This is a genomic window from Pseudomonas sp. FG98 (genome assembly GCF_057808595.1).
On sequence record NZ_JBMDIJ010000004.1, the window covers coordinates 171,815 to 197,497 of the forward strand.

At 64.1% G+C, this 25,683-nt stretch carries 23 protein-coding genes; 16 read left to right on the forward strand and 7 right to left on the reverse strand.

Features of this window, described 5'->3' with window-relative positions; all coding sequences use genetic code 11:
* Position 1: 1 nt before the first annotated feature.
* Both ACODSK_RS04760 and ACODSK_RS04765 read right to left on the reverse strand, forming a co-directional pair.
* A complete protein-coding gene (locus ACODSK_RS04760) occupies positions 2–811 on the reverse strand; it encodes a rhodanese-like domain-containing protein (RefSeq protein ID WP_489014213.1) in 810 nt (269 codons plus the stop codon).
* Positions 812–857: 46 nt separating this feature from the next.
* Positions 858–2,396: an HDOD domain-containing protein gene (locus tag ACODSK_RS04765; RefSeq protein WP_489014214.1), complete on the reverse strand. Its 1,539-nt coding sequence runs from the start codon at positions 2,394–2,396 to the stop codon at positions 858–860.
* A gap of 131 nt (positions 2,397–2,527) precedes the next feature.
* Here ACODSK_RS04765 and motA point away from each other — a divergent pair, with 131 nt between their 5' ends.
* Together motA and motB are read left to right on the forward strand one after the other, a co-directional pair.
* Complete coding sequence (gene motA, locus ACODSK_RS04770) at positions 2,528–3,379, forward strand: flagellar motor stator protein MotA (protein WP_042120313.1); 852 nt, start codon at positions 2,528–2,530, stop codon at positions 3,377–3,379.
* Between the two features lie 3 nt (positions 3,380–3,382).
* Complete coding sequence (motB, locus tag ACODSK_RS04775) at positions 3,383–4,411, forward strand: flagellar motor protein MotB (protein ID WP_489014216.1); 1,029 nt, start codon at positions 3,383–3,385, stop codon at positions 4,409–4,411.
* Positions 4,412–4,468: 57 nt separating this feature from the next.
* Here motB and ACODSK_RS04780 read toward each other — a convergent pair whose 3' ends face one another.
* Together ACODSK_RS04780 and rsgA are read right to left on the reverse strand one after the other, a co-directional pair.
* Entirely contained in the window at positions 4,469–4,939 is a 471-nt protein-coding gene (locus tag ACODSK_RS04780; protein WP_489014218.1) for a TIR domain-containing protein, read from the reverse strand.
* Between the two features lie 161 nt (positions 4,940–5,100).
* Positions 5,101–6,132 carry a small ribosomal subunit biogenesis GTPase RsgA gene (rsgA, locus tag ACODSK_RS04785; protein ID WP_489014219.1) on the reverse strand — a complete coding sequence of 344 codons (1,032 nt, stop codon included), beginning with the start codon at positions 6,130–6,132 and terminating at the stop codon, positions 5,101–5,103.
* A gap of 96 nt (positions 6,133–6,228) precedes the next feature.
* On the opposite strand from rsgA, the gene orn reads away from it, so the two are divergent.
* Together orn and ACODSK_RS04795 are read left to right on the forward strand one after the other, a co-directional pair.
* A complete protein-coding gene (orn, locus tag ACODSK_RS04790) occupies positions 6,229–6,771 on the forward strand; it encodes an oligoribonuclease (RefSeq protein WP_489014220.1) in 543 nt (180 codons plus the stop codon).
* A 197-nt stretch (positions 6,772–6,968) separates the two neighbouring features.
* Positions 6,969–7,580 carry a trimeric intracellular cation channel family protein gene (locus ACODSK_RS04795; protein ID WP_489014222.1) on the forward strand — a complete coding sequence of 204 codons (612 nt, stop codon included), beginning with the start codon at positions 6,969–6,971 and terminating at the stop codon, positions 7,578–7,580.
* Here ACODSK_RS04795 and queG read toward each other — a convergent pair.
* Positions 7,562–8,641, reverse strand: coding sequence for a tRNA epoxyqueuosine(34) reductase QueG (queG, locus tag ACODSK_RS04800; RefSeq protein WP_489014224.1), 1,080 nt, complete (start codon positions 8,639–8,641; stop codon positions 7,562–7,564). The genes ACODSK_RS04795 and queG overlap by 19 nt on opposite strands.
* 64 nt (positions 8,642–8,705) lie before the next feature.
* Between queG and ACODSK_RS04805 the strand changes: the two genes are divergently transcribed.
* The 12 genes from ACODSK_RS04805 to ACODSK_RS04860 all read left to right on the forward strand — a co-directional run bounded on the left by ACODSK_RS04805 (position 8,706) and on the right by ACODSK_RS04860 (position 23,022).
* A complete protein-coding gene (locus ACODSK_RS04805; protein WP_489014225.1) occupies positions 8,706–9,566 on the forward strand; it encodes an NAD(P)H-hydrate dehydratase in 861 nt (286 codons plus the stop codon).
* A complete protein-coding gene (gene tsaE / locus ACODSK_RS04810; protein ID WP_489014226.1) occupies positions 9,554–10,024 on the forward strand; it encodes a tRNA (adenosine(37)-N6)-threonylcarbamoyltransferase complex ATPase subunit type 1 TsaE in 471 nt (156 codons plus the stop codon). Before ACODSK_RS04805 ends, tsaE begins: the two co-directional genes overlap by 13 nt.
* Before the next feature lie 2 nt (positions 10,025–10,026).
* Positions 10,027–11,466 (forward strand): N-acetylmuramoyl-L-alanine amidase, encoded by a 1,440-nt coding sequence (locus ACODSK_RS04815; RefSeq protein WP_489014228.1) that lies wholly within the window; start codon positions 10,027–10,029, stop codon positions 11,464–11,466.
* A complete protein-coding gene (gene mutL / locus ACODSK_RS04820) occupies positions 11,463–13,349 on the forward strand; it encodes a DNA mismatch repair endonuclease MutL (RefSeq protein WP_489014229.1) in 1,887 nt (628 codons plus the stop codon). Before ACODSK_RS04815 ends, mutL begins: the two co-directional genes overlap by 4 nt.
* Position 13,350: 1 nt before the next feature.
* Positions 13,351–14,325 (forward strand): tRNA (adenosine(37)-N6)-dimethylallyltransferase MiaA, encoded by a 975-nt coding sequence (miaA, locus tag ACODSK_RS04825; protein WP_489014296.1) that lies wholly within the window; start codon positions 13,351–13,353, stop codon positions 14,323–14,325.
* 93 nt (positions 14,326–14,418) lie between these two features.
* On the forward strand, positions 14,419–14,679 hold the full coding sequence (gene hfq, locus ACODSK_RS04830; RefSeq protein ID WP_009399549.1) for an RNA chaperone Hfq: 261 nt from the start codon (positions 14,419–14,421) through the stop codon (positions 14,677–14,679).
* Positions 14,680–14,691: 12 nt separating this feature from the next.
* Positions 14,692–15,993, forward strand: a complete 1,302-nt coding sequence (hflX, locus tag ACODSK_RS04835; protein WP_489014231.1) for a ribosome rescue GTPase HflX — start codon at positions 14,692–14,694, stop codon at positions 15,991–15,993.
* Between the two features lie 96 nt (positions 15,994–16,089).
* Complete coding sequence (hflK, locus tag ACODSK_RS04840; protein WP_489014232.1) at positions 16,090–17,262, forward strand: FtsH protease activity modulator HflK; 1,173 nt, start codon at positions 16,090–16,092, stop codon at positions 17,260–17,262.
* A complete protein-coding gene (hflC, locus tag ACODSK_RS04845; RefSeq protein ID WP_489014234.1) occupies positions 17,262–18,131 on the forward strand; it encodes a protease modulator HflC in 870 nt (289 codons plus the stop codon). The genes hflK and hflC overlap by 1 nt, the downstream gene beginning before the upstream one ends.
* A gap of 277 nt (positions 18,132–18,408) precedes the next feature.
* The gene (locus ACODSK_RS04850) at positions 18,409–19,596 is read left to right on the forward strand and encodes an ATP phosphoribosyltransferase regulatory subunit (RefSeq protein ID WP_489014235.1); all 1,188 of its coding nucleotides are present in this window, start codon (positions 18,409–18,411) and stop codon (positions 19,594–19,596) included.
* A gap of 56 nt (positions 19,597–19,652) precedes the next feature.
* The gene (locus ACODSK_RS04855; RefSeq protein WP_489014237.1) at positions 19,653–20,945 is read left to right on the forward strand and encodes an adenylosuccinate synthase; all 1,293 of its coding nucleotides are present in this window, start codon (positions 19,653–19,655) and stop codon (positions 20,943–20,945) included.
* A 142-nt stretch (positions 20,946–21,087) separates the two neighbouring features.
* Positions 21,088–23,022, forward strand: coding sequence for a methyl-accepting chemotaxis protein (locus ACODSK_RS04860; RefSeq protein WP_489014239.1), 1,935 nt, complete (start codon positions 21,088–21,090; stop codon positions 23,020–23,022).
* Here the strand turns inward: ACODSK_RS04860 and ACODSK_RS04865 are convergent, their stop codons facing one another.
* Both ACODSK_RS04865 and ACODSK_RS04870 read right to left on the reverse strand, forming a co-directional pair.
* Positions 23,023–24,588, reverse strand: coding sequence for an ABC transporter permease (locus ACODSK_RS04865; RefSeq protein WP_489014241.1), 1,566 nt, complete (start codon positions 24,586–24,588; stop codon positions 23,023–23,025).
* The gene (locus tag ACODSK_RS04870) at positions 24,588–25,601 is read right to left on the reverse strand and encodes an extracellular solute-binding protein (RefSeq protein WP_489014243.1); all 1,014 of its coding nucleotides are present in this window, start codon (positions 25,599–25,601) and stop codon (positions 24,588–24,590) included. The genes ACODSK_RS04865 and ACODSK_RS04870 overlap by 1 nt, the downstream gene beginning before the upstream one ends.
* Positions 25,602–25,683 lie beyond the last annotated feature (82 nt).

The window sequence follows — 25,683 nt, forward strand, 5'->3', positions numbered from 1 at the left end:
CTTAAACTTCGACGGGCGTGTCCGGATGGTTGCCCCATTCGCCCCAGGAGCCGGCGTACGCCTTGACCCGTGGGTAGCCCAGGTGCTTGGCCACCAGGTAGGTGAAGCCCGAGCGGTGGTGAGTCTGGCAGTGGGTGACCACTTCCTTGTCCTTGCTGATGCCGAGCTGTTCGAGGATCTGCGGCATGTCCTTGCGGATGCGCAGCGCGTCGTTCAGGTCCATGCCGGCGGTCCACTCGAAGTTGACCGCGCCAGGGATGTGTCCGCCCTTGGCGGCGAGGACTTTCTCGCCGCGGTATTCGCCGGGGCTGCGCGCGTCCCAGATCGCCAGGTCGGCGGCGCCGAGGCGGCTTTGCAGGTATTCGCGGGTGGCGGTGGGCTCGTCGTGCAGCACCAGGTTGACCGCTGCCGTGGCATTGGCCGGGACTTCGGTGCTCAGCAGGTTGGCTGGCCAGGCCTGCACGCCACCATTGAGGTAGTGGTAGCGCTTGTGGCCGATGACATCGAGCAGCCAGATGAAGCGGCCGGCCCAGCCGCCGCCTTCATCGTCGTAGACCACGTAGGTGGCATCGGCGCGATGGCCCAGTTCGGCGAAGAGTTTTTCCAGCTCGGTCTTGGCCGGTGCCAGGCCTGGTGCCGGTGGCTGACCCAGTTGCGTGCGCTTGGGATCGACGAAGCGGGCACCGGGAATATGGCCGCTGCCGTAGCGATTGACGCTGGTCAGGTCGACCAGGATCAACTCCGGCGAGTCGAGGCGCGCCTGCAGGTCTGCCGGTTCGATCACCAGGGGCAAGCCAGAAAAGTCAGTCATCCAGAAACTCCAGAGCGGAACAGAGGGGGGCGATTGTAGCGCAGGGTCAGGCGCCGCGGTTGCTGAAGGTGGCGAGGGCGCGCTCCAGGCACTGCGCGGTCTTGGCGAAGGCCTGCACGCTGATTTCGGAGAAGGGGCCGCCACCCTGGTCGGCCATCAGCAGCATGATCACCTTGCCGTTGTTCGACAGCGAGCGCAGCAGCAGGTGTTCGCCGCGGAACAGCACGCGCAGGCTACCGGGCAGCAAGGCGGAGAACTGGGCGTGGTTCTGTGGGGTCAGGCGCAACTGCGCGGATTGTGTGAGCAGTCGTTGCAGCAGCTTGCTTTGTTCCACCGGCACGGTGAGGTTGGCGGCCTGTTGCGGCAGTCCGGCCAGTTGGTGCACGCGCAGGTAGCTTTGCGTCTTGTCGCTCATCAACAGCAGCACCCGTTTCATCCCGCAGGCCTGCAAGGCTTCGCGGGCGTAGCTGGTCAGGTGCATGGCGTTGGAGAACGGGCTCGGCTCGCTGAGCAGTTCGGCGCAGTACTTGCGCCAGTCGCCCAGGGCCTTGGTGTCGGGGGTGGTCGCCTGTTGCATGCCGCGGGGAATGTAGCGGGCATTTGCGGGCCAGAGCAGCATCTGCGCCGGATGGAACACGCCCTCCAGCGCATGCTTGCGCGCACTGACCGCGGCCTGCTGGTGGTTCTGCACCTGGACATCTTCCAGCGGTGCTTGCAGGTACAGGCTGATCAAGCGTTGCCAGCGGCGGATGTGCGCACCGGTCCAGGCATGCTGCGATGCCAGGGCCACGCCGTTGGCCAGCATCACGGTATTGGCCGGGTGGTTCAGCCAGCGACGCAGTTCCGGGTCGGCGTCCAGCTTTTGTTGCTGGCGCAGCGGGCTCTTGTGGTCGCGGGCGATGTGCATGACCTTGGCCAGCGAGCGGCGTTCTTCCAGCAGCAGGCGATAACCCTGGGTGACCCAGGTCGGCAGGCGCCAGAACTCGGCGAGGGCCTGGCACAGGCGCAGCAGGCGCACGCCGAACAGTTCGCGTTCGACTTTGGGTGCTGGCTCGCCGCGGTGCACCACGCGCACTTCCCATTCTTCGAGCAGTTGCGGGTGGGTCAGGGCCAATGGCCACAGCGGGGAAAGGAACAGCAGGCTGCCCCAGTGGATGTCCTGCCAGAGCCGCGCCAGGCGGCTGGCGAACAGGCCGCTGGCCTGTTGGCTGGCGTGCTGGCTGATCATCTGCAACTGGCGCAGGGCCAGGGGAATCTGTTCGATGGGGGCGCTGGTCAGGCGTTCCATCAGGGCATCGGCGCGCGCCAGGCCGAGACGGTTGAGGGCCACTTCGAGGTTCTCGGCGGGCTCGGCGATGGTGGTGTGGGTATGCCGATTCGCCTCGCGCATTACGCTTAGTACCAAAGCCGGACTATCCTGCATGACTTCGGCAATGTCGCGCAGCGAGCGGCGACTGTCCGCGATCGCGGTTTTGACCCGGTCGTGGCTGTGGCTGGGCACCGGCAGGTGGGTGCTGTCCAGTAGTTTGATCCAGGCGTCGAGAGTCTTCGGATTCGTAGTTGGCACGATGGTTTCACTAGGCATGCTGGAAGTGGGCCAAGCTGGCTTTTCGCCTTGACTGGCTATAGTCTGGCGCAGAACTGCCGATAAGTAGAAGAAGAGATTTACTAACTTCCGTCCTCACCCAAGACCCCGACAGTAAGTGCTTTCTATCTATGGCTAAAATTATCGGCATCATTGTCGTATTCGCGAGCGTGCTAGGCGGATATGTTCTCTCCCACGGCAAGATCGCGGCCCTGATCCAGCCTTTCGAGGTGCTGATCATCGGTGGTGCCGCATTCGGTGCGTTCCTGCAGGCCAACCCTGGCTATATGACCATGCACGTGGTGAAAAAGTCGCTGAGCATGTTCAGCAGCCGCTTTTCCCATGCCTTCTATATAGAAGTGCTCGGCCTGGTCTACGAGATTCTCAACAAGAGCCGTCGCGAAGGCATGATGGCGATCGAGGGCGACATCGAGGATGCCGCAGCCAGCCCGATCTTCGCCAAGTACCCGGCGGTGTTGAAGGATGAACGCATGACCGCGTTCATCTGTGACTACCTGCGCATCATGTCCACCGGCAACATGGCACCCCATGAGCTGGAAGGCCTGTTCGACATGGAGTTGCTGAGCCTTAAGGAAGAGCTGGAGCATCCCTCCCATGCGGTGACCGGTATCGCCGACGGCATGCCCGGCTTCGGTATCGTCGCGGCGGTACTGGGTATCGTGGTGACCATGGCTTCCCTCGGCGACGGCGACCAGAAATCCATCGGTCTGCACGTAGGTGCGGCACTGGTCGGTACCTTCTTCGGTATTCTCGCGGCCTACGGCTTCTTCGGTCCGCTGGCCAACTCCCTGGCCCACGATGCCAAGGAAGAGCTGAACACCTACGAAGCGATCAAGGCTTCCCTGGTGGCTTCGGCCTCGGGCATGCCGCCGTCGCTGGCGGTCGAATTCGGGCGCAAGGTGCTGTATCCGAAGCACCGCCCGAGCTTTGCCGAGCTGGAACAAGCAGTCCGCGGTCGCTGATCCATGGAAAATAATCAGCCGATTATCATCAAGCGCGTCAAGCGCTTCGGCGGCGGCCATCATGGTGGTGCGTGGAAGATCGCCTTCGCCGACTTCGCCACGGCGATGATGGCGTTCTTCCTGGTGCTCTGGTTGCTGTCCACGGCCACACCGGAACAGAAGATCGCCATCGCCGGCTATTTCAAGGACCCGATCGGGTTCTCCGAAAGCGGTACGCCGTACATCATCGACCTGGGTGGCTCCCCCGAGCTGGCGCCGGAAAAGACCATCAACCCCGAGCAGAAGGCCGAGCCGACGCCGGAAAGCAGCATCGTCAGCCCCGAGCAGGCCGAGAACCTGGCCGAGCAGGTGGAGCGCGAGCGCCTTGAGCTAGTCCTGCAGGAGCTGCAGAACAAGGTCGAGCAGAGCCCCGAGCTGCAGAAGTTCAAGGACCAGATCCTCTTCGAAATCACCCAGGATGGCTTGCGCATTCAGATCGTCGACGCCGAGAACCGGCCGATGTTCGACCTCGGCAGCGCGCGCCTGAAGCCCTATTTCGAAGACATCCTGCTGGCCATGGCCGACACCATCAAGACGGTGCCGAACAAGATCAGCGTCAGTGGCCATACCGACGCCAAGCCATATGCCGGCAGCGGCGAGTTCGGCAACTGGGAGCTCTCGGCCAACCGCGCCAACGCCGCGCGGCGTGCGCTGGTCGCCGGTGGTTATCCGGACGGCCAGGTGGCGCGGGTGGTGGGTTATGCCTCGTCGTCGCTGTTCGATCGCGAGCATCCGCTGAACCCGGTGAACCGCCGCATCGATATCGTGGTGCTGACCAAGCGGGCCCAGCGCGCCATCGAAGGTGAGCAGTCGACGCCGGACAACCCGGCCCCTGCGACCAACCCGGATGGCACCCCGGCGGCGCCTGCCGCGCCGGGTGCAGCGGCGCCGCAGCCCGAGCCGGAGCCGATGCAGCCTCAGGAATTGCGCCAGAAGCTGAACATCTTCGAGGACGGTACGTTGAAGATGGACGAGCCAGGCAAGCAGCAGTAAGCACGCTTGCAGGAAAAACGCCCGCCTGGAGTCATCCAGGCGGGCGTTTTGTTTTTCTCAGAAGCCGCGGCGTACGCGGGCCTTGAGATCGGTGTGGAAAAACTCGGCGTTGTTGCGGTTGGTCTCGGCGGCGTCCTTGCTGATGGCGCGGCGGAAGGTGTGCTCGTCGTGGTAAGCGCTGACGAACAGGTCGATGTGTTCGCGCCGGGTCAGGGTCGGCCAGCGCTCCAGGTAGCCGGGCAGGCTGCCTTCGCACTGGTAGAAGGCCAGGCGACGGTTCAGTTGGGTCGCACTGCCGAGGCTGAAGGGAATCCACCACTCATCCACGCCGCCCTGGCCGAGCACTGTGATCATGTGGGTGCAGGCGTTGATGTTGGTGTTGAACAGCGTGCAGATGTCGTCGGTGGTCTGCTGGGCCTGAGGGTCGAACAGTTCGAGGCAGGTATTGATGCCTTCGAGCTTGAGCCGTTCGTTGATCACGAACGCGTCGAGGCGGTCAGGGTGGCGGTAGCTGATGAATACAGGCATCACGAGGCGTCCTTTCTGGTGAAAGCGGCGACGATCAGTGAATTCCTTCAGCCCGGCAATAGATGCCCAAAAACAAAGAAATGTCCTACATATCCGTATGACGTGTCCTACAGACACGTCCTACTGGCGGCCGCCTCGGGCGAGGCCGACCGCCCTCTCGATCAGTAGGTATCCTGCGGCAGGCTGGCGATGATCGAGCGGTAGCTGTTCATCCGCTGCTGCTGGATGCGCCCGTCTTCCAGGGCCTTGAGCAGTGCGCAGCCCGGCTCGCGGTCGTGCTTGCAGTCGCGGAAGCGGCAGGTGCCGAGCAGGTCGGTGAACTCGATGAAACCTGCCTCGACATCGTCACGGCTGACGTGCACCAGGCCGAATTCGCGGATACCGGGGGAGTCGATCAGCTCGCCGCCGCCGGGGAAGTGGTACAGGCGTGCGGTGGTGGTGGTGTGCTGGCCCTGGCCGGACCACTCCGACAGTTCGCCGACCCGGGTCTGCACGTCCGGCAGCAGGCTGTTGACCAGCGACGACTTGCCGACCCCCGACTGACCGACGAATACGCTGATATGGCCGTCGAGCATCGCTTGCAGCTGTTCCATGCCGTTGCCGTGGTGTGCCGAAACTTCCAGCAGTGGATAACCCAGTTGCCGGTACACCGCCAGCAGGGCGTTCAGGGCCGGAGCGTTGTCGTCATCGATCAGGTCGGCCTTGTTCAGCAGCAGCAGGGGGCGGATGCCAGCGTGCTCGGCGGCGACCAAGTAGCGATCGATCAGGTTGGCGTGGGGCTCCGGGGCCGGGGCGAAGACGATCACGATCAGGTCGACGTTGGCTGCTACCGGCTTGAGCTGGCCGCGGCTGTCGGGGCGGCACAGTTCGGTGCTGCGCGGCAGTTGCGCGACGATCACGCCGATGCCCTGGTTGCCCGCGCGCCAGACCACGCGGTCGCCGGTCACCAGCGCCGGGAGGTTGGCGCGCAGATGGCAGCGGAATACCTGGCCGGCTTCCTGGCCATCATCGGCCTCGACTTCCACCTGCACACCGAAATGGGCGATCACCAGGCCGGTCTGTTCTGGCCCCAGGTCGCCGCCTTCGAGCACCTCCAGGGCGCGCTCCTCGCGTTTGGCCGCACGGGCGGCGCGTTCTTCCTGGATTTTTTCGATGCGCCAGTTCTGGCGGCGGTTGAGCTGGCGTTTGGCCATGAATGTCTCGTCGATTTAAAGCAGGGATGTTGAAACGGCGTCGAGTTTAGCACGCTCCACTAGGCTAAACTGCGCACCTACCGAGGAGTCCGACTTATGCAAAACCCACAGAATCTGATCTGGATCGACCTGGAAATGACCGGTCTGGACCCTGACCACGACGTCATCATCGAGATGGCGACCATCGTCACCGACAGCGACCTCAACACCCTGGCCGAAGGTCCGGTGATCGCCATCCATCACAGCGACGAAGTGCTGGCCCGCATGGATGACTGGAACACCCGTACCCACGGCGCCTCCGGCCTGACCCAGCGGGTACGCGAAAGCCGCATCGATATGGCCGAGGCCGAGGCGCAGACCATCGCTTTCCTCGAACAGTGGGTGCCGAAGGGCAAGTCGCCGATCTGCGGCAACAGCATCTGCCAGGACCGCCGCTTCCTCTATCGCCACATGCGCTCGCTGGAAAACTACTTCCACTACCGCAACCTGGACGTCTCGACCCTGAAGGAACTGGCCGGCCGCTGGGCGCCGGAAGTGAAGGACAGCTTCAAGAAGGGCAGCACCCACCTGGCGCTGGACGATATCCGCGAGTCGATCGCCGAGCTGCGTCATTATCGCGAGCATTTCATCAAGTTCTGAGTTGTTGCATCCGGCCTCATCGCCGGCAACGCCGGCTCCCACAGGGATTTTATGCACCTCTGGACCTTGTGGGAGCCGGCCGGGCGGCGATCCGATTGCCAGCGATGAGGCCATCAGCATCACTAGAAGTCTTGTGCCCCCTTTTGGTGCCAGCAGCAACTGGTTAGACTGCGCGCCTTTCTGCCAGGACCCGCACCATGCTGTTGATGCTCTACCTCATCGCGATCACCGCCGAAGCCATGACCGGCGCGCTGTCTGCCGGTCGTCGCGGCATGGACTGGTTCGGCGTGGTGCTGATCGCCTGCGTCACCGCGCTGGGTGGCGGCTCGGTACGTGACGTGCTGCTGGGGCATTACCCGCTGACCTGGGTCAAACATCCGGAATACCTGGTGCTGACCAGTGTCGCCGCGTTGCTGACCATCTTCATCGCGCCGCTCATGCGCCATCTGCGCTCGCTGTTCCTGGTGCTCGACGCGCTGGGGCTGGTGGCCTTCACCCTGATTGGCTGCATGACCGCCCTCGAACTCGGGCACAGCATGCTGGTGGCGTCCATCAGCGGTGTGGTGACCGGGGTGTTCGGCGGCATCCTGCGGGATATCTTCTGCAACGACATTCCCTTGGTGTTCCGCCGCGAACTGTATGCCAGCGTGTCCTTCGCTGCCGCCTGGTGCTACATGGGCTGCATCTACCTGAAGCTACCGGCCGAACAGTCGATCCTGATCACCCTGTTCGGCGGCTTCCTGCTGCGCCTGCTGGCGATCCGTTTCCACTGGGAAATGCCCAAGTTTCACTACAACGACGAGCACTGACGCTCGGCGTGCTGCCTGAGTGCCCATTCCACATGCTCGCGGACCAGTTCCGAGGGATAGTCCCGGCGGGCGTTGAGGGCTTCCAGTACCGGCACGGTGGAAGGCGCATTGCCCAGCCCGACCGCCAGGTTGCGCAGCCAGCGCTCATAGCCGGCGCGCCTTAGCGGCGATCCCTCGGTGCTGGCGAGGAAGCGCTCTTCGTCCCACATGAACAGTTCCGCCAGGCCAGCATTATCGAGGCCGTGGCGTGGCTTGAAGTCGTTTTCCGCAGTCTCCTTGGCAAAGCGGTTCCACGGACAGACGATCTGGCAGTCGTCGCAGCCGAACACGCGGTTGCCGATCATGGCCCGCAGTTCTTCGGGAATGGCGTTCTTCAGTTCGATGGTCAGGTAGGAAATGCAGCGCCGTGCGTCCAGCACATAAGGGCCGACGAAGGCCTTGGTCGGGCAGATATCCAGGCAGGCGCTGCAACGCCCGCAATGCTCGGTGGCCTGGGCTTCATCCACCGGCAGCGGCAGATCGACGAACAGCTCGCTGAGGAAGAAGTAACTGCCGGCCTTGCGGTTGAGCAGCAGGGTGTTCTTGCCGATCCAGCCGAGACCGGCCTGTTCGGCGATGGCCTTTTCCAGTACCGGGGCGCTGTCGACGAAGGCGCGGAAGCCGAACGGGCCGATTTCCTTCTGGATGCGCTCGGCCAGGTGCTGCACGCGCTTGCGCACCAGCTTGTGGTAATCGCGACCGAGGGCGTAGCGGGAGATGTAGGCCTGCTCCGGCTGGGCCAGGCGCTGGGCCATCTGCGTGTCTCCGGGCAGGTAGTCCATGCGCAACGAGACCACCCGCACCGTGCCGGGCACCAGTTCGTCGGGGTGCGAGCGCTTGCTGCCGTGGGCGCCCATATAGTCCATCTCGCCGTGGTAACCGGCCGCCAGCCAGCGTTCGAGGTGCTGTTCGTGCTCGGCCAGCTCCACGCCGGCGATGCCGACATGGGCAAAACCCAGTTCGCGCCCCCAATCCTTGATGGACTGGGCGAGGGCGGGGAGATCGATGGAGGAGGCGGACATGCGAAATAGGGCAATAAAAGGACAGGTGCGTATAATTCTGCCAGACATCGGAGCCGAACGACGCATGCCTCAGACCAAACACCCCTCCCACGAGCCCTTGGTGCTCACCCGCGATGCCCTGGCGGCGCTGCCCGCACGTCCGTTCAATGCCCACAAGGGACAGTTCGGCCATGTTCTTTTGGTTGGTGGCGACCGTGGCACCGGCGGTGCCGTGCTGCTCGGTGCGGAAGCGGCATTGCGCTGCGGGGCCGGGTTGGTGTCCCTGGCCAGTCGCCTCGAGCATGTGCCAGCGGCCCTGGCGCGCTTGCCCGAGGTCATGAGCCTGGGTGTGCATTCCGCCAACCAGCTGATGGCGCCGATCGAGCGCGCTTCGGTGCTGGTGGTCGGGCCGGGGCTGGGTCAGGCGGCGTGGGGGCGTAGCTTGCTGTCGGCGGTGGCCAGTTCGAGTCTGCCGCAGATCTGGGATGCCGATGCCCTGAACCTGCTGGCGTCGTCTCCGATGGCCCTTGTCCGCGGCAGCATCATTACCCCGCATCCCGGTGAAGCCGCGCGCCTGCTGGGCATTTCCACCGAGGCGGTGCAGGCCGATCGCCCTGGCGCGGCGCGCAAACTGGCGCGCAAGTATGCGGCGGTGTGCGTGCTCAAGGGCGCCGGCACCCTGGTCGCCGATCCCCAGGGGCGTCTGGCCCTGTGCAAGCGCGGTCATCCCGCCATGGCCGGCGCCGGGTTGGGCGATGTGCTGAGCGGAGTGCTCGGCGCGCTGTTGGCCCAGGACATGAATGCCTGGGATGCCGCCTGCCTCGGGGTCTGGTTGCATGCCTGCGCCGGAGAGCGCCTGGGCGACCAGGGCCGCGGGCTGGCGGCCCATGATCTGGTCCCGTCTATTCGTCAGTTGTTGGAGGAGCATTCAGCGTGTCAGGCATAACCCTGTTTCTGGCCGATGAGCAGGCCATGGTCAACTTCGGTGCGCGTGTCGCCCAGGTGACCCAAGGCCATGGTGTGATTTTTCTCGAAGGTGACCTCGGTGCGGGCAAGACCACGCTGTCCCGAGGCATCATCCGTGGCCTCGGGCATACCGGTGCGGTGAAAAGTCCTACATTTACAGTTGTGGAACCCTACGAGATTGGTGAAGTCCGAGCCTTTCACTTCGACCTTTATCGTCTGGTCGATCCGGAAGAGCTGGAGTTCATGGGGATTCGCGACTATTTCGAGGGTGACGCGCTGTGCCTGTTCGAGTGGCCGGACAAGGGTGAGGGCATTTTGCCAAAGCCGGACCTGACCATTACCATAAGCCCCCAGGCGGGCGGCCGGTCGTTGAGCCTGTCGCCGCAAGGTGCTCGCGGTGAAGCCTGGTGTGCCGCTTTGGCCGTGGAATTCAAATAGAAATGGGGAAAGGTATGCGCTTTCGCGCACTGGTTGCCGTCGTAGGACTGCTGCTCACGGCAGTAACCGTTGAGGCTTTGGCTGCCACGCAGGTCAAGAGCATGCGTCTGTGGCGGGCGCCGGACAACACGCGACTGGTCTTCGACCTCTCCGGGCCGGTGGAGCACAGCGTCTTCACCCTGACCGCCCCGGATCGCCTCGTCATCGACATCAATGGCGCGACCCTGGCTGCGCCGCTGACCGCGTCCACCTCGAACACCCCGATCACTGCGGTGCGCTCGGCGCAGCGCACCCCCACCGATCTGCGTGTGGTGGTCGACCTGAACAAGGCGGTCACCCCGAAGAGCTTCACCCTTGCGCCCAACGCCCAGTACGGCAACCGCCTGGTGGTCGACCTGTATGACCAGGAGGCCGACGCCGTCGCCGCATCGACGCCGCCACCTACTCCGGCCGCCACTGCCCCGACGCCTCCGGCGGTACCGGTCACGCCTGCACAGCCGGCGATCAAGCTGACCCCGGTGCCGAACGGCAAGCGCGATATCGTCATCGCCATCGACGCCGGTCACGGCGGTGAAGACCCGGGTGCTTCCGGTTCCCGCGGCCAGCACGAGAAGGACATCGTCCTGCAGATCGCCAAGGAGCTGCAGCGCCAGATCAATACCGAGAAGGGCTTCCGAGCCGAACTGACCCGGACCGGCGACTACTTCATCCCGCTGCGCAAACGCACCGAGATCGCCCGCAAGAAGGGCGCCGACCTGTTCATCTCGATCCACGCCGACGCCGCGCCGTCCAAGGCGGCCTTCGGTGCCTCGGTATTCGCCTTGTCCGATCGCGGCGCTACTTCCGAGACCGCGCGCTGGCTGGCCGACAGCGAAAACCGCTCCGACCTGATTGGTGGTGCCGGCAACGTCAGCCTCGATGACAAGGACCGCATGCTTGCCGGCGTGCTCCTCGACCTGTCGATGACCGCCTCGCTCAGCTCCAGCCTCAACGTCGGGCAGAAGGTGCTGGGCAACATCGGTCGGGTGACTTCGCTGCACAAACGGCGCGTCGAGCAGGCCGGGTTCATGGTGCTGAAGTCGCCGGACATCCCGTCGATCCTGGTGGAAACCGGCTTTATCTCCAACGCCGCCGAGGCCGCCAAGCTGGCTACGCCAAGCCACCAGCAATCCCTGGCTCGCTCGATCCACAGCGGCGTGAAGCAGTTCTTCCAGCAGAACCCGCCACCGGGCACCTACATCGCCTGGCTGCGCGACAACGGCAAGATCGCCCAGGGGCCGCGCGAGCACACCGTGCGCCCTGGCGAGACCCTGGCGATGATCGCCGTGCGCTACAACGTCAGCGTCGCCAGCCTGCGCAGCAGCAACAGCCTGAAGAGCGATGAGCTGAAGGTCGGGCAGAACCTTGATATTCCCGCTACTACCCTGGCAGCGCAGCCATGAGTTCTGCTTCGCGTATCGAATTGCTCAGTCCGCGCCTCGCCAACCAGATCGCCGCGGGCGAAGTGGTCGAGCGTCCGGCGTCGGTGATCAAGGAATTGCTGGAAAACAGCCTCGACTCCGGGGCCCGGCGCATCGACGTGGAAGTGGAGCAGGGCGGGGTCAAGCTGCTCAAGGTGCGCGACGACGGTAGTGGTATCGCCTCCGACGACCTGCCCCTGGCCCTGGCCCGCCATGCCACCAGCAAGATCCGCGACCTCGAAGACCTGGAGCGGGTGATGAGCCTGGGCTTTCGCGGCGAGGCGCTGGCGTCGATCAGTTCGGTGGCGCGCCTGACCCTGACCTCGCGGACTCGCGATGCCCAGCAGGCCTGGCAGGTGGAGACCGAAGGCCGCGACATGACCTCGCATGTTCAGCCCGCAGCCCATCCGGTGGGCACCTCGGTGGAAGTGCGCGACCTGTTCTTCAATACCCCGGCGCGGCGCAAGTTTCTCAAGACCGAAAAGACCGAGTTCGATCATCTTCAGGAAGTGATCCGGCGCCTGGCGCTGGCGCGCTTCGATGTGGCGTTCCATCTGCGTCACAACGGCAAGAGCATTCTCAGCCTGCACGAGGCGCCGGACGAGGTTTCCCGGGCGCGGCGCGTCGGCGCGATCTGCGGGCCGGGCTTTCTCGAACAAGCGCTGCCGATCGAGATCGAGCGCAATGGCCTGCGCCTGTGGGGCTGGGTCGGCTTGCCGACGTTCTCCCGCAGCCAGGCGGACCTGCAGTATTTCTTCGTCAATGGCCGCGCGGTGCGCGACAAGCTGGTCGCCCACGCGGTGCGCCAGGCTTACCGTGACGTCTTGTTCAATGGTCGGCATCCGACCTTCGTGCTGTTCCTTGAACTCGATCCGACCGGGGTCGACGTCAACGTTCACCCGACCAAGCATGAAGTGCGCTTCCGCGAAGGGCGCATGGTGCATGACTTCCTCTACGGTACCCTGCACCGGGCGTTGGCGGATGTGCGTCCGGACGACCAGTTGGCCGCACCGGCGGCGACCGAGGAAATCACTCGGCCGACCGGCTTGCAGGCCGGCGAATTCGGGCCGCAGGGCGAGATGCGTCTGTCTGCCGCAGTGCTCGAACAGCCCCTTGCCGCGCCGTCGGCAAGCCCCTCGGGTGGTGGTGGGTATCAGTACCAATACACTCCGCGACCGACACCCAGCGGTCCGGTGGAGGAGGTGCGCGAGGTCTATCGCGAGTTCTATTCGCCGCTGACCACCGCACAACCGGCGCCGTTGCCGGAAAGCGAGCGCGATATCCCGCCACTGGGCTACGCCCTCGCCCAGTTGAAAGGCATCTATATCCTCGCCGAGAACGCCCATGGCCTGGTGCTGGTGGATATGCATGCCGCTCATGAGCGGATCATGTACGAGCGCCTGAAGATCGCCATGGCCAGCGAGGGATTGAGCGGCCAGCCGTTGCTGGTGCCGGAATCCCTGGCCCTGAGCCAGCGCGAAGCCGATTGCGCGGAAGAACATGCGCAGTGGTTCCAGCGCCTGGGCTTCGAATTGCAGCGCCTGGGCCCGGAAACCCTGGCGATCCGGCAGATCCCGGCGCTGCTCAAGCAGGCCGAGGCCAATCGCCTGGTTCAGGACGTGCTCGCCGACCTGATGGAATATGGCACCAGCGACCGCATCCAGGCGCACCTCAACGAGTTGCTCGGCACCATGGCCTGCCACGGCGCGGTGCGCGCCAACCGGCGCCTGGCCATCCCGGAAATGAACGGCCTGCTGCGCGACATGGAAAACACCGAGCGCAGCGGCCAATGCAACCATGGTCGTCCGACCTGGACCCAGATGGGCCTGGATGACCTGGACAAACTGTTCCTGCGCGGTCGTTGAAATGGCGTTGTCGAAACCTCCTGCGATCTTTCTGATGGGCCCGACCGCGGCGGGCAAGACCGACCTGGCCATCGAGCTCACCAAAGTGCTGCCCTGCGAGCTGATCAGTGTCGACTCGGCGCTGATCTATCGCGGCATGGACATTGGTACGGCCAAGCCGTCGAAGGAGATTCTCGCGGCTTACCCCCATCGGCTGGTCGACATCCTCGACCCGGCGCAGAGCTATTCGGCGGCGGACTTCCGCCGTGATGCCCTCGAGGCCATGGCCGAGATCACCGCGCGCGGCAAGATCCCGCTGCTGGTGGGCGGCACCATGCTCTATTACAAGGCGCTGCTGGAAGGCCTGGCGGACATGCCGGCGGCGGACCCGCTGGTTCGTGCCGAGCTGGAGGCCCAGGCACAGCAACAGGGGTGGCAGGCGCTGCATGACGAGTTGGCTGCGGTCGATCCGGTGTCGGCGGCGCGTATCCATCCGAATGATCCACAGCGTTTGATCCGTGCGCTCGAAGTGTATCGAGTGAGCGGTTTAACGATGACTTCACATCGTTTGCGTCAAGCTGAGCAAAGTAGTAGCACTGACCCTTCTGGCCAGGGTCAATTGCCCTATACTGTCGCCAGCCTGGCCATCGCCCCGCAGGACCGACAGGTTCTGCATGAGCGAATTGCACTAAGATTCACGCAAATGCTGGAACAGGGCTTCATTGACGAGGTCCGATTGCTGCGCGCGAGAAGTGACTTGCACGCAGGGCTGCCGTCTATACGGGCGGTGGGTTATCGTCAGGTCTGGGATCATCTTGATGGCAAGCTGACTTCAGTTGAAATGCAGGAGCGCGGCATCATTGCCACCCGCCAGTTGGCGAAGCGGCAGTTTACCTGGTTGCGCAGTTGGGCCGATCTCCATTGGTTGGACAGCCTGGCTTGCGACAATCTGTCTCGCACCTTGAAATACCTCGGGAGCGTCTCCATATTGGGCTGAATCCCGCAATTGCCGTCTATCCTTGGGGGTGGGGCGGCGTTAGCCATCAGTTTTCTTGTTTTTTTACTATTGATCCTTACAGGAGTGCGGCATATGTCAAAAGGGCATTCGCTACAAGACCCTTACTTGAACACTTTGAGAAAAGAAAAAGTCGGGGTTTCCATCTATCTGGTCAACGGCATCAAGCTGCAAGGCACCATCGAGTCCTTCGACCAGTTCGTCATCCTGCTGAAGAACACCGTCAGCCAGATGGTCTACAAGCACGCGATCTCGACCGTCGTACCGGTCCGTCCAATCCGTCTGCCTAGCGCAGCTGATGCCGATCACGGCGACGCTGAGCCAGGTAACGCCTGATAGGAGTCTCCTTTGTTCTTTGAGCGCCACGGTGGTGGTGAGCGAGCCGTTCTCGTTCATCTGGAAGGTCAGAGCCCTGAGGCGCGCGAAGACCCACAGGAGTTCCAGGAGCTGGCCTTGTCGGCCGGCGCCGATATCGTTGCGCTCGCCAATGTGGCGCGACACCAGCCCACTGCCAAGTTTCTGATTGGCAGCGGCAAGGTCGAGGAGCTGCGCGATCTGGTCAAGGCCGAAGAGGCCGACCTGGTGATTTTCAATCACACCCTCACGCCCAGTCAGGAACGCAACCTCGAACGTGTTTTCGAGTGTCGCGTGCTTGACCGTACCGGCCTGATTCTCGACATCTTCGCCCAGCGCGCGCGGACTCACGAAGGCAAGCTGCAGGTCGAGCTGGCGCAGCTTGAACACATGAGCACGCGTCTGGTTCGCGGCTGGACTCACCTTGAGCGGCAGAAAGGCGGTATCGGTCTGCGCGGCCCGGGTGAAACCCAGCTGGAAACCGACCGCCGCCTGTTGCGTGTGCGCCTGCGTCAGATCAAGGCGCGCCTGGACAAGGTGCGCAGTCAGCGCGAACAGGCACGGCGTGGTCGCAAACGCGCCGACGTACCTTCGGTTTCACTGGTGGGCTACACCAACGCCGGCAAATCGACGCTCTTCAATGCGCTGACTTCCTCCGAGGTCTATGCCGCCGACCAGCTCTTCGCCACCCTCGACCCGACCTTGCGCCGTCTCGAACTGAGCGATATCGGGCCGATCGTGCTGGCGGATACCGTGGGCTTCATTCGTCACCTGCCGCACAAGCTGGTCGAAGCTTTTCGGGCTACGCTCGAAGAGTCGAGCAACTCCGACCTGCTGCTGCATGTGATCGACGCCCATGAGCCCGAGCGCATGGCGCAGATCGAACAGGTGATGGCGGTACTCGGCGAGATCGGTGCCGAAGGCTTGCCGATCCTCGAGGTGTATAACAAACTCGATCTGCTTGAAGGCATTGAGCCACATATTCAACGCAATGCCGACGGCAAGCCTGAGCGAGTATGGGTTTCGGCCCGCGAGGGTCGCGGTCTGGAGCTGGTGGGGCAGGCGATTGCCGAATTGCTGGGGGATGACCTGTTCATCGGTACCTTGCGCCTGGAGCAGCGTTACGCGCGTTTGCGTGCGCAATTCTTTGCGGCGGGGGCCGTGCAGAACGAAGAACACGACGAAGAAGGCAGCAGCCTGCTGGCGGTGCGTTTGCCGCGAGCCGATTTCAACCGCCTGGTGGCGCGCGAGGGGCTGGAGCCGGTCGAGTTCATCGAGCAACACACTTTGCAATAAAAGCCTGGCGACGCGGTCAGGCAGCCGTGACAGGCATTCTGTAGCATTGGACGGCGCGCCGTTGGCGCGTCTTTGCTTTATCAGATGGAGAGCGCTATGGCTTGGAATGAGCCGGGTGGCAACTCGAACAATCAGGATCCCTGGGGTGGGCGCCGCGGCGGTGGTGGTGGCGGCGACAAGAAAGGCCCTCCGGATCTCGACGAGGCCTTCCGCAAGCTGCAGGATAGCCTGAACGGCATGTTCGGCAGTGGCAAGAAACGTGGTGGCGGTGACAGCCTTCCCAAAGGTGGCGGTTTTGGCCTGCTTGGCCTTGGCCTCGCCGTATTGGCGGCCATCTGGCTGTACAGCGCGGTCTACGTGGTGGACGAGCAGGAGCAAGCCGTCGTGCTGCGTTTCGGCAAGTACTACGAAACCGTAGGTCCGGGCCTGAACATCTACTTCCCGCCGATCGACCGCAAGTACATGGAAAACGTCACGCGCGAGCGTGCCTATACCAAGCAGGGCCAGATGCTGACCGAGGACGAGAACATCGTCGAGGTGCCGCTGACCGTGCAGTACAAGATCAGCAACCTGCAGGACTTCGTGCTGAACGTCGACCAGCCTGAGGTCAGCCTGCAACACGCCACCGACAGCGCCCTGCGCCACGTGGTCGGTTCGACCTCGATGGACAAGGTACTGACCGAAGGCCGTGAACAGATGGCTGTCGAAATCAAGGAGCGTCTGCAGCGCTTCCTCGATACCTACCGTACCGGTATCTCCGTCACCCAGGTCAACGTACAGAGCGCGGCAGCCCCGCGTGAAGTGCAGGAAGCCTTCGACGACGTGATCCGCGCCCGTGAAGACGAGCAACGTGCCCGCAACCAGGCCGAGTCCTACGCCAACGGCGTGGTGCCGGAGGCCCGCGGTCAGGCGCAGCGCATCATCGAGGACGCCAACGGTTATCGCGACGAAGTGATCTCCCGTGCCAAGGGTGAGGCCGACCGCTTCACCAAGCTGGTCACCGAGTATCGCAAGGCCCCTGAGGTCACCCGCGAGCGTCTGTACCTGGAGACCATGCAAGCGGTCTACAGCAACACCAGCAAGGTGCTGGTGAGCGGCAAGGACGGGCAGAACAACCTGCTCTACCTGCCACTGGACAAGATGGTCGACAGCAGCCGCAATGCCGGCGCGCCGGTCGGCAGCGTATCCGCGACTTCGGTCAATGACGCCGCCCGTGCCGTGGATCTGCAACAGCAACAGCAGCAAGTGCGCACCAGGGAGAGCCGCTGATGAGCAATAAATCGCTGATCGCCCTGATTGTCGGCGTGGTCCTGGCCATTGTGGCCTGGAACAGCTTCTACATCGTGTCGCAGACCGAACGCGCGGTACTCCTGCAATTCGGTAAGGTGGTCGAGGCGGATGTCCAGCCTGGCCTGCGGTTGAAGATTCCCTACGTCAACCAGGTGCGCAAGTTCGACGCTCGCTTGATGACCCTCGACGCCCCGACCCAGCGGTTCCTGACCCTGGAGAAGAAAGCGGTGATGGTCGACGCCTATGCCAAATGGCGGGTGAAGGATGCCGAGCGCTTCTACACCGCGACTTCCGGCATGAAGCAGATCGCCGACGAGCGTCTGTCCCGTCGTCTGGAAAGCGGCCTGCGTGACCAGTTCGGCAAGCGCACCCTGCACGAAGTGGTTTCCGGTGAGCGCGATGCGCTGATGGCGGACATCACTGGCTCGCTGAACCGCATGGCGGAGAAAGAGCTCGGTATCGAAGTGGTCGACGTTCGCGTCAAGGCCATCGACCTGCCGAAGGAAGTGAACCGCAGCGTGTTCGAGCGGATGAGCACCGAGCGTGAGCGTGAAGCCCGCGAGCACCGCGCCAAGGGTAACGAGCTGGCCGAAGGCATTCGTGCCGACGCTGATCGCCAACGCCGTGTACTGCTGGCAGAAGCCTATCGCGAGTCGGAAGAGACCCGCGGTGACGGTGATGCCCAGGCGGCGGCGATCTACGCCAAGGCCTACGGCCAGGATCAGGACTTCTACGCGTTCTACCGTAGCCTGAATGCCTACCGTGAAAGCTTCAGCAGCAAGAACGACGTTCTGGTCCTCGACCCGAGCAGCGAGTTCTTCCGCTTCATGAACAAAGCGAAACCTTGATGTCGAATCACCCCGTCGGGCGGCTAATACGTCTGGCGGGGTGATTTCTGCAAGACAACGGGTGTATGATGCGGCAGCCGGGAAATTCCCGGCTTTTTTGCGTCTGCAAGATCGAATGATCGAAACCGGTCCCGATCGGCAGCGCGACTCAGGATTCACGAGGGTATCGGCACTGCGGCAACGCTGGAATCGGCGCTGCGCGGGTGATTTGCCGGGACCTGCTTCACTCACGGCTGGCCCGCGGGCAGGCCGCCCGGACCACAGGGGAAATGGCGTAATGGCAACGGTAGACCGCTGGCTGCTGCCAGATGGCATCGAAGAAGTACTGCCACCTGAAGCGACGCGCATCGAAATCGCGCGTCGCCAGGTGTTGGATCTGTTCCAGAGCTGGGGTTACGAGTTCGTCGTGACTCCCCATATCGAGTACCTGGAATCGCTGCTCACCGGTGCCGGTCAGGACCTGGACCTGCGGACCTTCAAGGTGGTCGATCCACAATCCGGTCGGCAGATGGGCTTCCGGGCCGACATCACGCCGCAGGTCGCGCGCATCGATGCGCACACCCTGCGCCGCGAAGGCCCGAGCCGCCTGTGCTATGCCGGTAGCGTGCTGCACGCCCAGCCACGGGCACTGTCGACCTCGCGCAGCCCGATCCAGCTCGGTGCCGAGCTGTACGGCGACGCCAGCCCGGTCAGCGACGTCGAAGTCATCAGCCTGATGCTGGCCATGCTGCAACTGGCCGACGTTCCGGATGTGCACATGGACCTTGGCCATGTCGGTATCTACCGCGGCCTGGCCCGTGCCGCCGGCCTGTCCGGCGCGGTCGAGCAGCAGTTGTTCGATGCCCTGCAGCGCAAGGCCATCGACGAAGTGATCGACCTGACCGCCAACCTCCCGGCGGACCTGGCCGGCATGCTGCGCGCCCTGACCGAACTGTGCGGTGGCCGCGAAGTGCTGGAAGCCGCCCGCGTGCGTCTGGGCCGTGCCCCGGCGGCCGTGCTGGCAGCCCTGGATGACCTGCTGGCGATCGCCGATCGGCTGACCGCCCGTTATCCGGACCTGCCGCTGTATTTCGACCTGGGCGAGCTGCGCGGCTACCACTACCACACCGGTGTGGTGTTTGCCGCGTTCGTCCCGGGTGTCGGTCAGTCGATCGCCCAGGGCGGTCGCTACGACGATATCGGAGCTGACTTCGGCCGGGCACGTCCGGCCACCGGTTTCTCCACGGATTTGAAGACCCTTGTGACACTGGGGCGGGCAGAGGTCGTATTGCCCACTGGCGGGATCTGGATGCCCGACAGCGGCGACGCGGCTCTGTGGCAGTTGGCCTGCCAGTTGCGCAGTGACGGTCAGCGGGTTGTGCAGGCTCTGCCTGGCCAACCACTGGCTGCCGCCATCGAGGCGGACTGCGACCGGCAATTGATTCTGCAAAACGGCCACTGGCAAGTACTGCCACTGACCATCTGAGATTAGTCGCCGGCCCTCTCGCCGGCGCCAAGTTTGCGCGAATGAGGACAAGTGTTATGGGTAAGAATGTCGTAGTCCTGGGCACCCAGTGGGGTGATGAGGGCAAAGGCAAGATCGTCGATCTGCTGACCGAACATGCTGCCGCCGTAGTGCGCTACCAGGGTGGCCACAACGCCGGTCACACACTGGTGATCGACGGTGAGAAAACCGTGCTGCACCTGATTCCTTCGGGCGTCCTGCGCGAAGGCGTGCAGTGCCTGATCGGCAACGGCGTGGTGGTTGCACCCGACGCCCTGCTGCGTGAAATCGTCAAGCTGGAAGAGAAGGGCGTACCGGTTCGCGATCGCCTGCGCATCAGCCCGGCCTGCCCGCTGATCCTGTCCTACCACGTCGCCCTCGACCAGGCGCGCGAGAAGGCCCGTGGCGAGCAGAAGATCGGCACCACCGGCCGCGGTATCGGCCCAGCCTACGAAGACAAGGTCGCCCGTCGCGGCCTGCGCGTCGGCGACCTGTTCCACCGCGAGCGTTTCGCCGCCAAGCTGGGTGAGCTGCTGGACTACCACAACTTCCAGCTGGTCAATTACTACAAGGAGCCGGCCATCGACTTCCAGGAAACCCTGGACCAGTGCATGGCCTACGCCGAACAACTGAAGCCGATGATGCTCGACGTCACCGCCGAGCTGCACGCTCTGCGCCGCGCCGGCAAGGACATCATGTTCGAAGGCGCCCAGGGCTCGCTGCTGGACATCGACCACGGTACCTACCCGTACGTCACCAGCTCCAACACCACCGCCGGCGGCATCGCCACCGGTTCCGGCGTTGGCCCGATGTACCTGGACTACATCCTCGGCATCACCAAGGCCTACACCACCCGCGTCGGTTCCGGTCCGTTCCCGACCGAACTGTTCGATGACGTCGGTGCCTACCTGGCCAAGCGTGGCCACGAGTTCGGTGCTACCACCGGCCGTGCCCGTCGTTGCGGCTGGTTCGACGCCGTCATCCTGCGCCGCGCCATCGACGTCAACAGCATCTCGGGCCTGTGCCTGACCAAGCTGGACGTGCTGGACGGTCTGGAAACCATCCGCATCTGCGTGGGTTACAAGAACGAAAACGGCGCTGTCATCGACGCACCGACCGACGCCGACAGCTACATCGGCCTGGAGCCGGTGTACGAAGAAATGCCGGGCTGGAGCGAATCCACCGTCGGTGCCAAGACCCTGGAAGAACTGCCAGCCAACGCCCGCGCCTACATCAAGCGCGTGGAAGAGCTGGTCGGCGCGCCGATCGACATCATCTCCACCGGTCCTGACCGCAACGAGACTATTGTCCTGCGTCACCCTTTCGCCTGATTTAGTCACGCGATAACACCCAAAGGCCCCTTTATAGGGGCCTTTGGCGTTTTTGCCCCTCTGCTGCGGCACAAGCTTTGCTGTGAAATTGCCTTCAGGGATGCCATCACTGTAATGGCTCCAAAAAGCAGAGGGATTTATTGTGTCTGCCGTTATCTCATTGTTACGAAGCCGCCTCTTGCGGCCTGTCTTTGTGGCACTTGGTATCGCTCTTTTGGTGCAAGTGGTAGTCGCCGTGGTGCTGACACGCAGCACGGTCACGGCACTGGAAGCCGATCTGGGCAATCGTCTGGGCACCGACAGCCAGAAACTGGCGACGGAACTGGATCAGGCTGCGAAGGAAGTCAGCTCGGGCCTGAGCAGCCTCTCCGAAAGCACCCGCCAGCGTCTCACCGCCGGTTTGTCGTCGCGCCTGGAAGAAGAACAGGCGCAACTGCGCGCCACCCTGGAGAAGAACCTGCGTGACTCGGCCACCGACATGGCCGAACTGCTCGCCTCGGTGGCGCCCCGCGCCATCTGGGACGTCGACGTGCCGACCCTGTCGGAATTCGCCCGCCGCGCCCAACGCAATCCCAACGTGCTGTTCGTGGTCTATGACGACGCCCAGGGCGAACACCTGACCCGCTACCTCAACCGCCAGAACCCGATCAACCAGGCGCTGCTCGACAAGGGCAAGGGCGAGCGTGCCCTCGACAAGGTGCTGGATGCGGCGCGCACCGATCCGGCGGTGTACTTCGTCGAAGCCTCGATCAACCCCAACGGCGTGGAAATCGGCAAGGTGCTGATGGGTATCTCCACCGCTTCGGTGGACGCCGAACTCAAAGCCCTGGACAAGCGTTTCTCTGCGCTGATCGCCAGCGGCGACCAACTGGTGGCCGACAGCCTGACCAGCGCCGCTGCCGACAGCACCAAGACCCTGCAATCCCGCCTGCAAACCGCCCAGGGCAGCGCCCTGCAAATGAAAGCCAACACCTCGCAAAGCGTGCAGGACGCCGCTTCGACCTTGCGCTGGCGCATCGGCCTGGGCCTGGCCTTGGTCGGCTGTGGCGTGCTGCTGGTGGTCGCCGTGGTCCTCGGCCGCCGGGTGGTCAACAAGCTGCGCCTGCTGATCGCCGCGCTCAACGACCTGGCCGCCGGCGAAGGCGATCTGACCAAGCGCGTGAGCATCGACAGCCGCGACGAGATCGGCGACATGGCTGCGGCGGTCAACCGCTTCGTCGACAAGCTGCAACCCATCGTCCGCGAGGCCGGTGAAGTGGCCCAGCGTACCGGCGTGGAAATCAGCAGCATGGCCCAGCACAGCGCCGGCGCCGACTCCGCTGCGGCGATGCAGCGTGACGAAGTGGCCGAGAGCCTGCGCGCCCTGTCGAGCATGGCCGACGAAGCCCAGGCGGAAAGCCGTGCCATGCAGGAAGCCCTGCAGCAGGTGGTGGATATCCGTCAGGCCACCGATGAAAACAGCCGCAGCTCGGCCCAGGTGGCCAAGCTTATCGAAGCCCTGGCCGGCCAGGTCGACACCGGCTCCAAGGTGATCGAGCGCCTGGCCGAGCAGAGCGAGCAGATCGAAGTGGTGCTGACCGTGATCCACGGCATCGCCGAGCAGACCAACCTGCTCGCCCTGAACGCCGCGATCGAGGCGGCGCGGGCCGGCGAGACCGGGCGCGGCTTCGCCGTGGTCGCCGACGAGGTCCGTGCGCTGGCAAGCAAGACGCAAAGCTCCACCGGCGATATCCAGGCGCATATCGGTGCCCTGCAACAAGGCGCCAAGGAAGCGGTGGCGGCCATCAGCCAGGCCGGGCGCCAAGCCAGCGAAGGCCTGCTGGTGCTGCGCGACAATGCCCGTCTGCAACAGTCGGTGCAGGTCTCGGTGGAGCAGGTACACGCCGCTATCGGCCTCGCCACGCGGGCAGCCGAGCAGCAGGCCCAGGGGGCGCAGGCGGTACGGGGACGGGTGGAGAACATCCATGCCCAGGCCGAGCGGGCTGCCCAGGTGGTCATGCAGACCACCGCCAGCAGCAAGGTGCTCGACGACCTGGCGGCCCAGCTCAAGGCCAGCCTGGGCCAGTTCCGCGCCTGATCAGGCGCGGTTCAGGTACATCCGGGTGGTCAGCAGGTACACCGGCAACCCGGACACCAGGATCAGCAGCGCCGCATAGGGCGCTGCCGCGGCGAACTCGACGTTGGCGGTATGCGCCCAGACCTCGGTGGCCAGGGTGGTCATGCCGGTGGGGCTGAGCAGCAGGGTTGCGGTCAGCTCCTTCATGGCGTCGAGGAACACCAGGGCGAAGGCTGCGGCCAGGGCCGGGAAGATGATCGGCAGGGTCACCCGGCAGAACGCCGTGAACGGCGTCGCGCCGAGGGTCCTGGCGGCTTCTTCCAGTTGCGGCGCGGCCTTGGTCAGCGCCGTACGCACCGGTGCCTGGGCCAGGGGCAGGAACAGCAACGCGTAGGCCAGCAACAACAGGCCCGTGGTCTGGTACATCGCCGGCACGTAGTGCAGGGCGAAATACACCAGGGTCAGGGCGATCACCAGCCCCGGCAGGGCATGCAGCAGGTACGGCAGGCGCTCGGCCCAGATCGCCAGGCGACCCTTGTAGCGCACCACCAGGAAGCTCACCGGCAAGGCCAGCAGCAGGCTGACGCCGGCACCGCCGAGGGAAATCGACAGCGACGACAATAGTGCCCGACTGATATCCGCCACCGGGAATGCGGCGGACGACCCGACACTCAGCCAATACGCCAGCATGCCCAGCGGAATGCCGCTGCCGAGAATCGCCAGGCCCAGGCAGCACAACTGGCCCAGGGGCATCCAGCCACGCAGGCGAATCGGCGCGCCACGCCGGGCCACGCCCTGGCCGATGCGCACATGCCGCGCCTTACCGCGCACCCGCAGTTCCAGCCAGAGCATCAACAGGCACATCAGCAACAGCACGGCGGACAGCATCGCCGCATTGGCGTTGCTGAATTCCAGTTCGAACTGCTGGTAGATCGCCGTGGTGAAGGTCTGCAGGTTGAGGATCGACAGCGCACCGAACTCCACCAGCATGTGCAGGGCAATCAGCAGGCTGCCGCCCAGGATCGACGGCCACAGCAGCGGCAGGGTGACCCGGCGGAACACTGCCCAGCGGTTGCAGCCCATGGTCCGCGCCGACTCTTCCAGCGAGGTGTCGAGATTGCGCAAGGTCGCCGCCACCGGCAGGAACACCAGCGGGTATTTGGACAGGCTCATCACCAGGATCGCCCCCCACAGCCCTTCGAACTTCGGACTCAGGGACACCCAGGTAAAGCCGCTGACAAAGGACGGCACGGCGAACGGCAGGCACAGGATCACGCCCCACAGACGGCGTCCCGGCAGATCGCTGCGCTCCAGCAACCAGGCCAGGGCCAGGCCGACCACCGCGCAACTGACGGTCACCCCGACCATCAGCAGCAGGGTATTGCGCATCAGACCCCAGACGAAGGGCCGCCAGATCAGGCGCAGGGCCTCATGCCAGCCGGCTTCCCAGGTCTTCATCGCCACATACAGCAACGGCAGCAGGCTCAGCCCTACCAGCAGCAGGACCGGCACCACCACCCACACCGACGGCCGCTTGCGTCGCGGCACGAAGCCGGTGTTCAACCCCACGGGCAGCGCAGCACTCATCAGAGCAGGCCGACTTCGCGTTCGAGTTCCAGTGCTTCCTCGGCATTACCCAGGTCGGCCGGGGTGATCTTCGGCGGACGCAGGTCCTCGAACGGCTTCAGGCCCTGGTCGGAGACCATGCCCTTGTGCAGCGGGTACTCGGCGGTGGTCTGGGTGATCACCCGCTGGCCTTCTTCGCTGGCCATCCAGGCGAGCAGGGCCTGGGCCTCTTTCGGGTGCTTGCTGGCCTTCACCGCAGCGGCGCCGGAAATGGTCATCAGGCCACCGACGTCGCCGTCGGCCAGGTAGTACAGCTTGGAATCGAGCTGGCCGCGTTCCTTCTTCAGGGCGTACCAGTAGTAGTTGTTCACCAGCACCGCAGCGACTTCACCGTTCTCCACGGCCTTCAGCGCGACCATGTTGTTGGTGTAGGTCTTGCCGAAGGCCTTGAGGCCGGTCAGCCATTCCTCGGCGGCTTCGCGGCCGTGGATCTTCAGGATGGCCACGGCCTGTTCCTGGAAGGCACCGCTGGTCGGCACGAAGCCGACCTTGCCGTCCCACTCGGGGTTGGCGAAATCCATCACCGATTGCGGCAGGTCTTTCTCGTCGATCTGCTTCGGGTTGAAGGCCACCACGCGGGTCCGCGCGGTCACGCCCATCCAGGTGCCGTTGGCGGCGACAAATTCCTTGGGCAGCACGTCCAGGGTCGACTGGTCGATGGTCGCCAGCAGGCCGAGTTCGCCGAGGTTGTTCAGCGGTGGCGATTCTTCGGTGTAGATCACGTCCGCCGGCGAGCGCTCGCCTTCCTCGATGATCTGGCTGGCCAGCTGGTTGCTGCTGCCCTTGCGGATATTGATATGGATGCCGGTCTTGGCCTCGTAGGCCTTGGCGATGGCTTCGCCGATTTCCTTGTGCTGGCCGTTGTACAGGGTCAGGGTCACGGGATCGGCGGCCATGGCGGACGGTGCGCCCAGTACCAGGCCCAGGAATGAAACGGCCAGGCCGCGCAGAATCGGGTTACGGCGGATCGTCATGCGGGTACTTCCTCGCTTACGGCTACACATTTGGAAACAATGGTAAACGAAATCGTTTCTCAAGTGGCCGCATGACGGGATT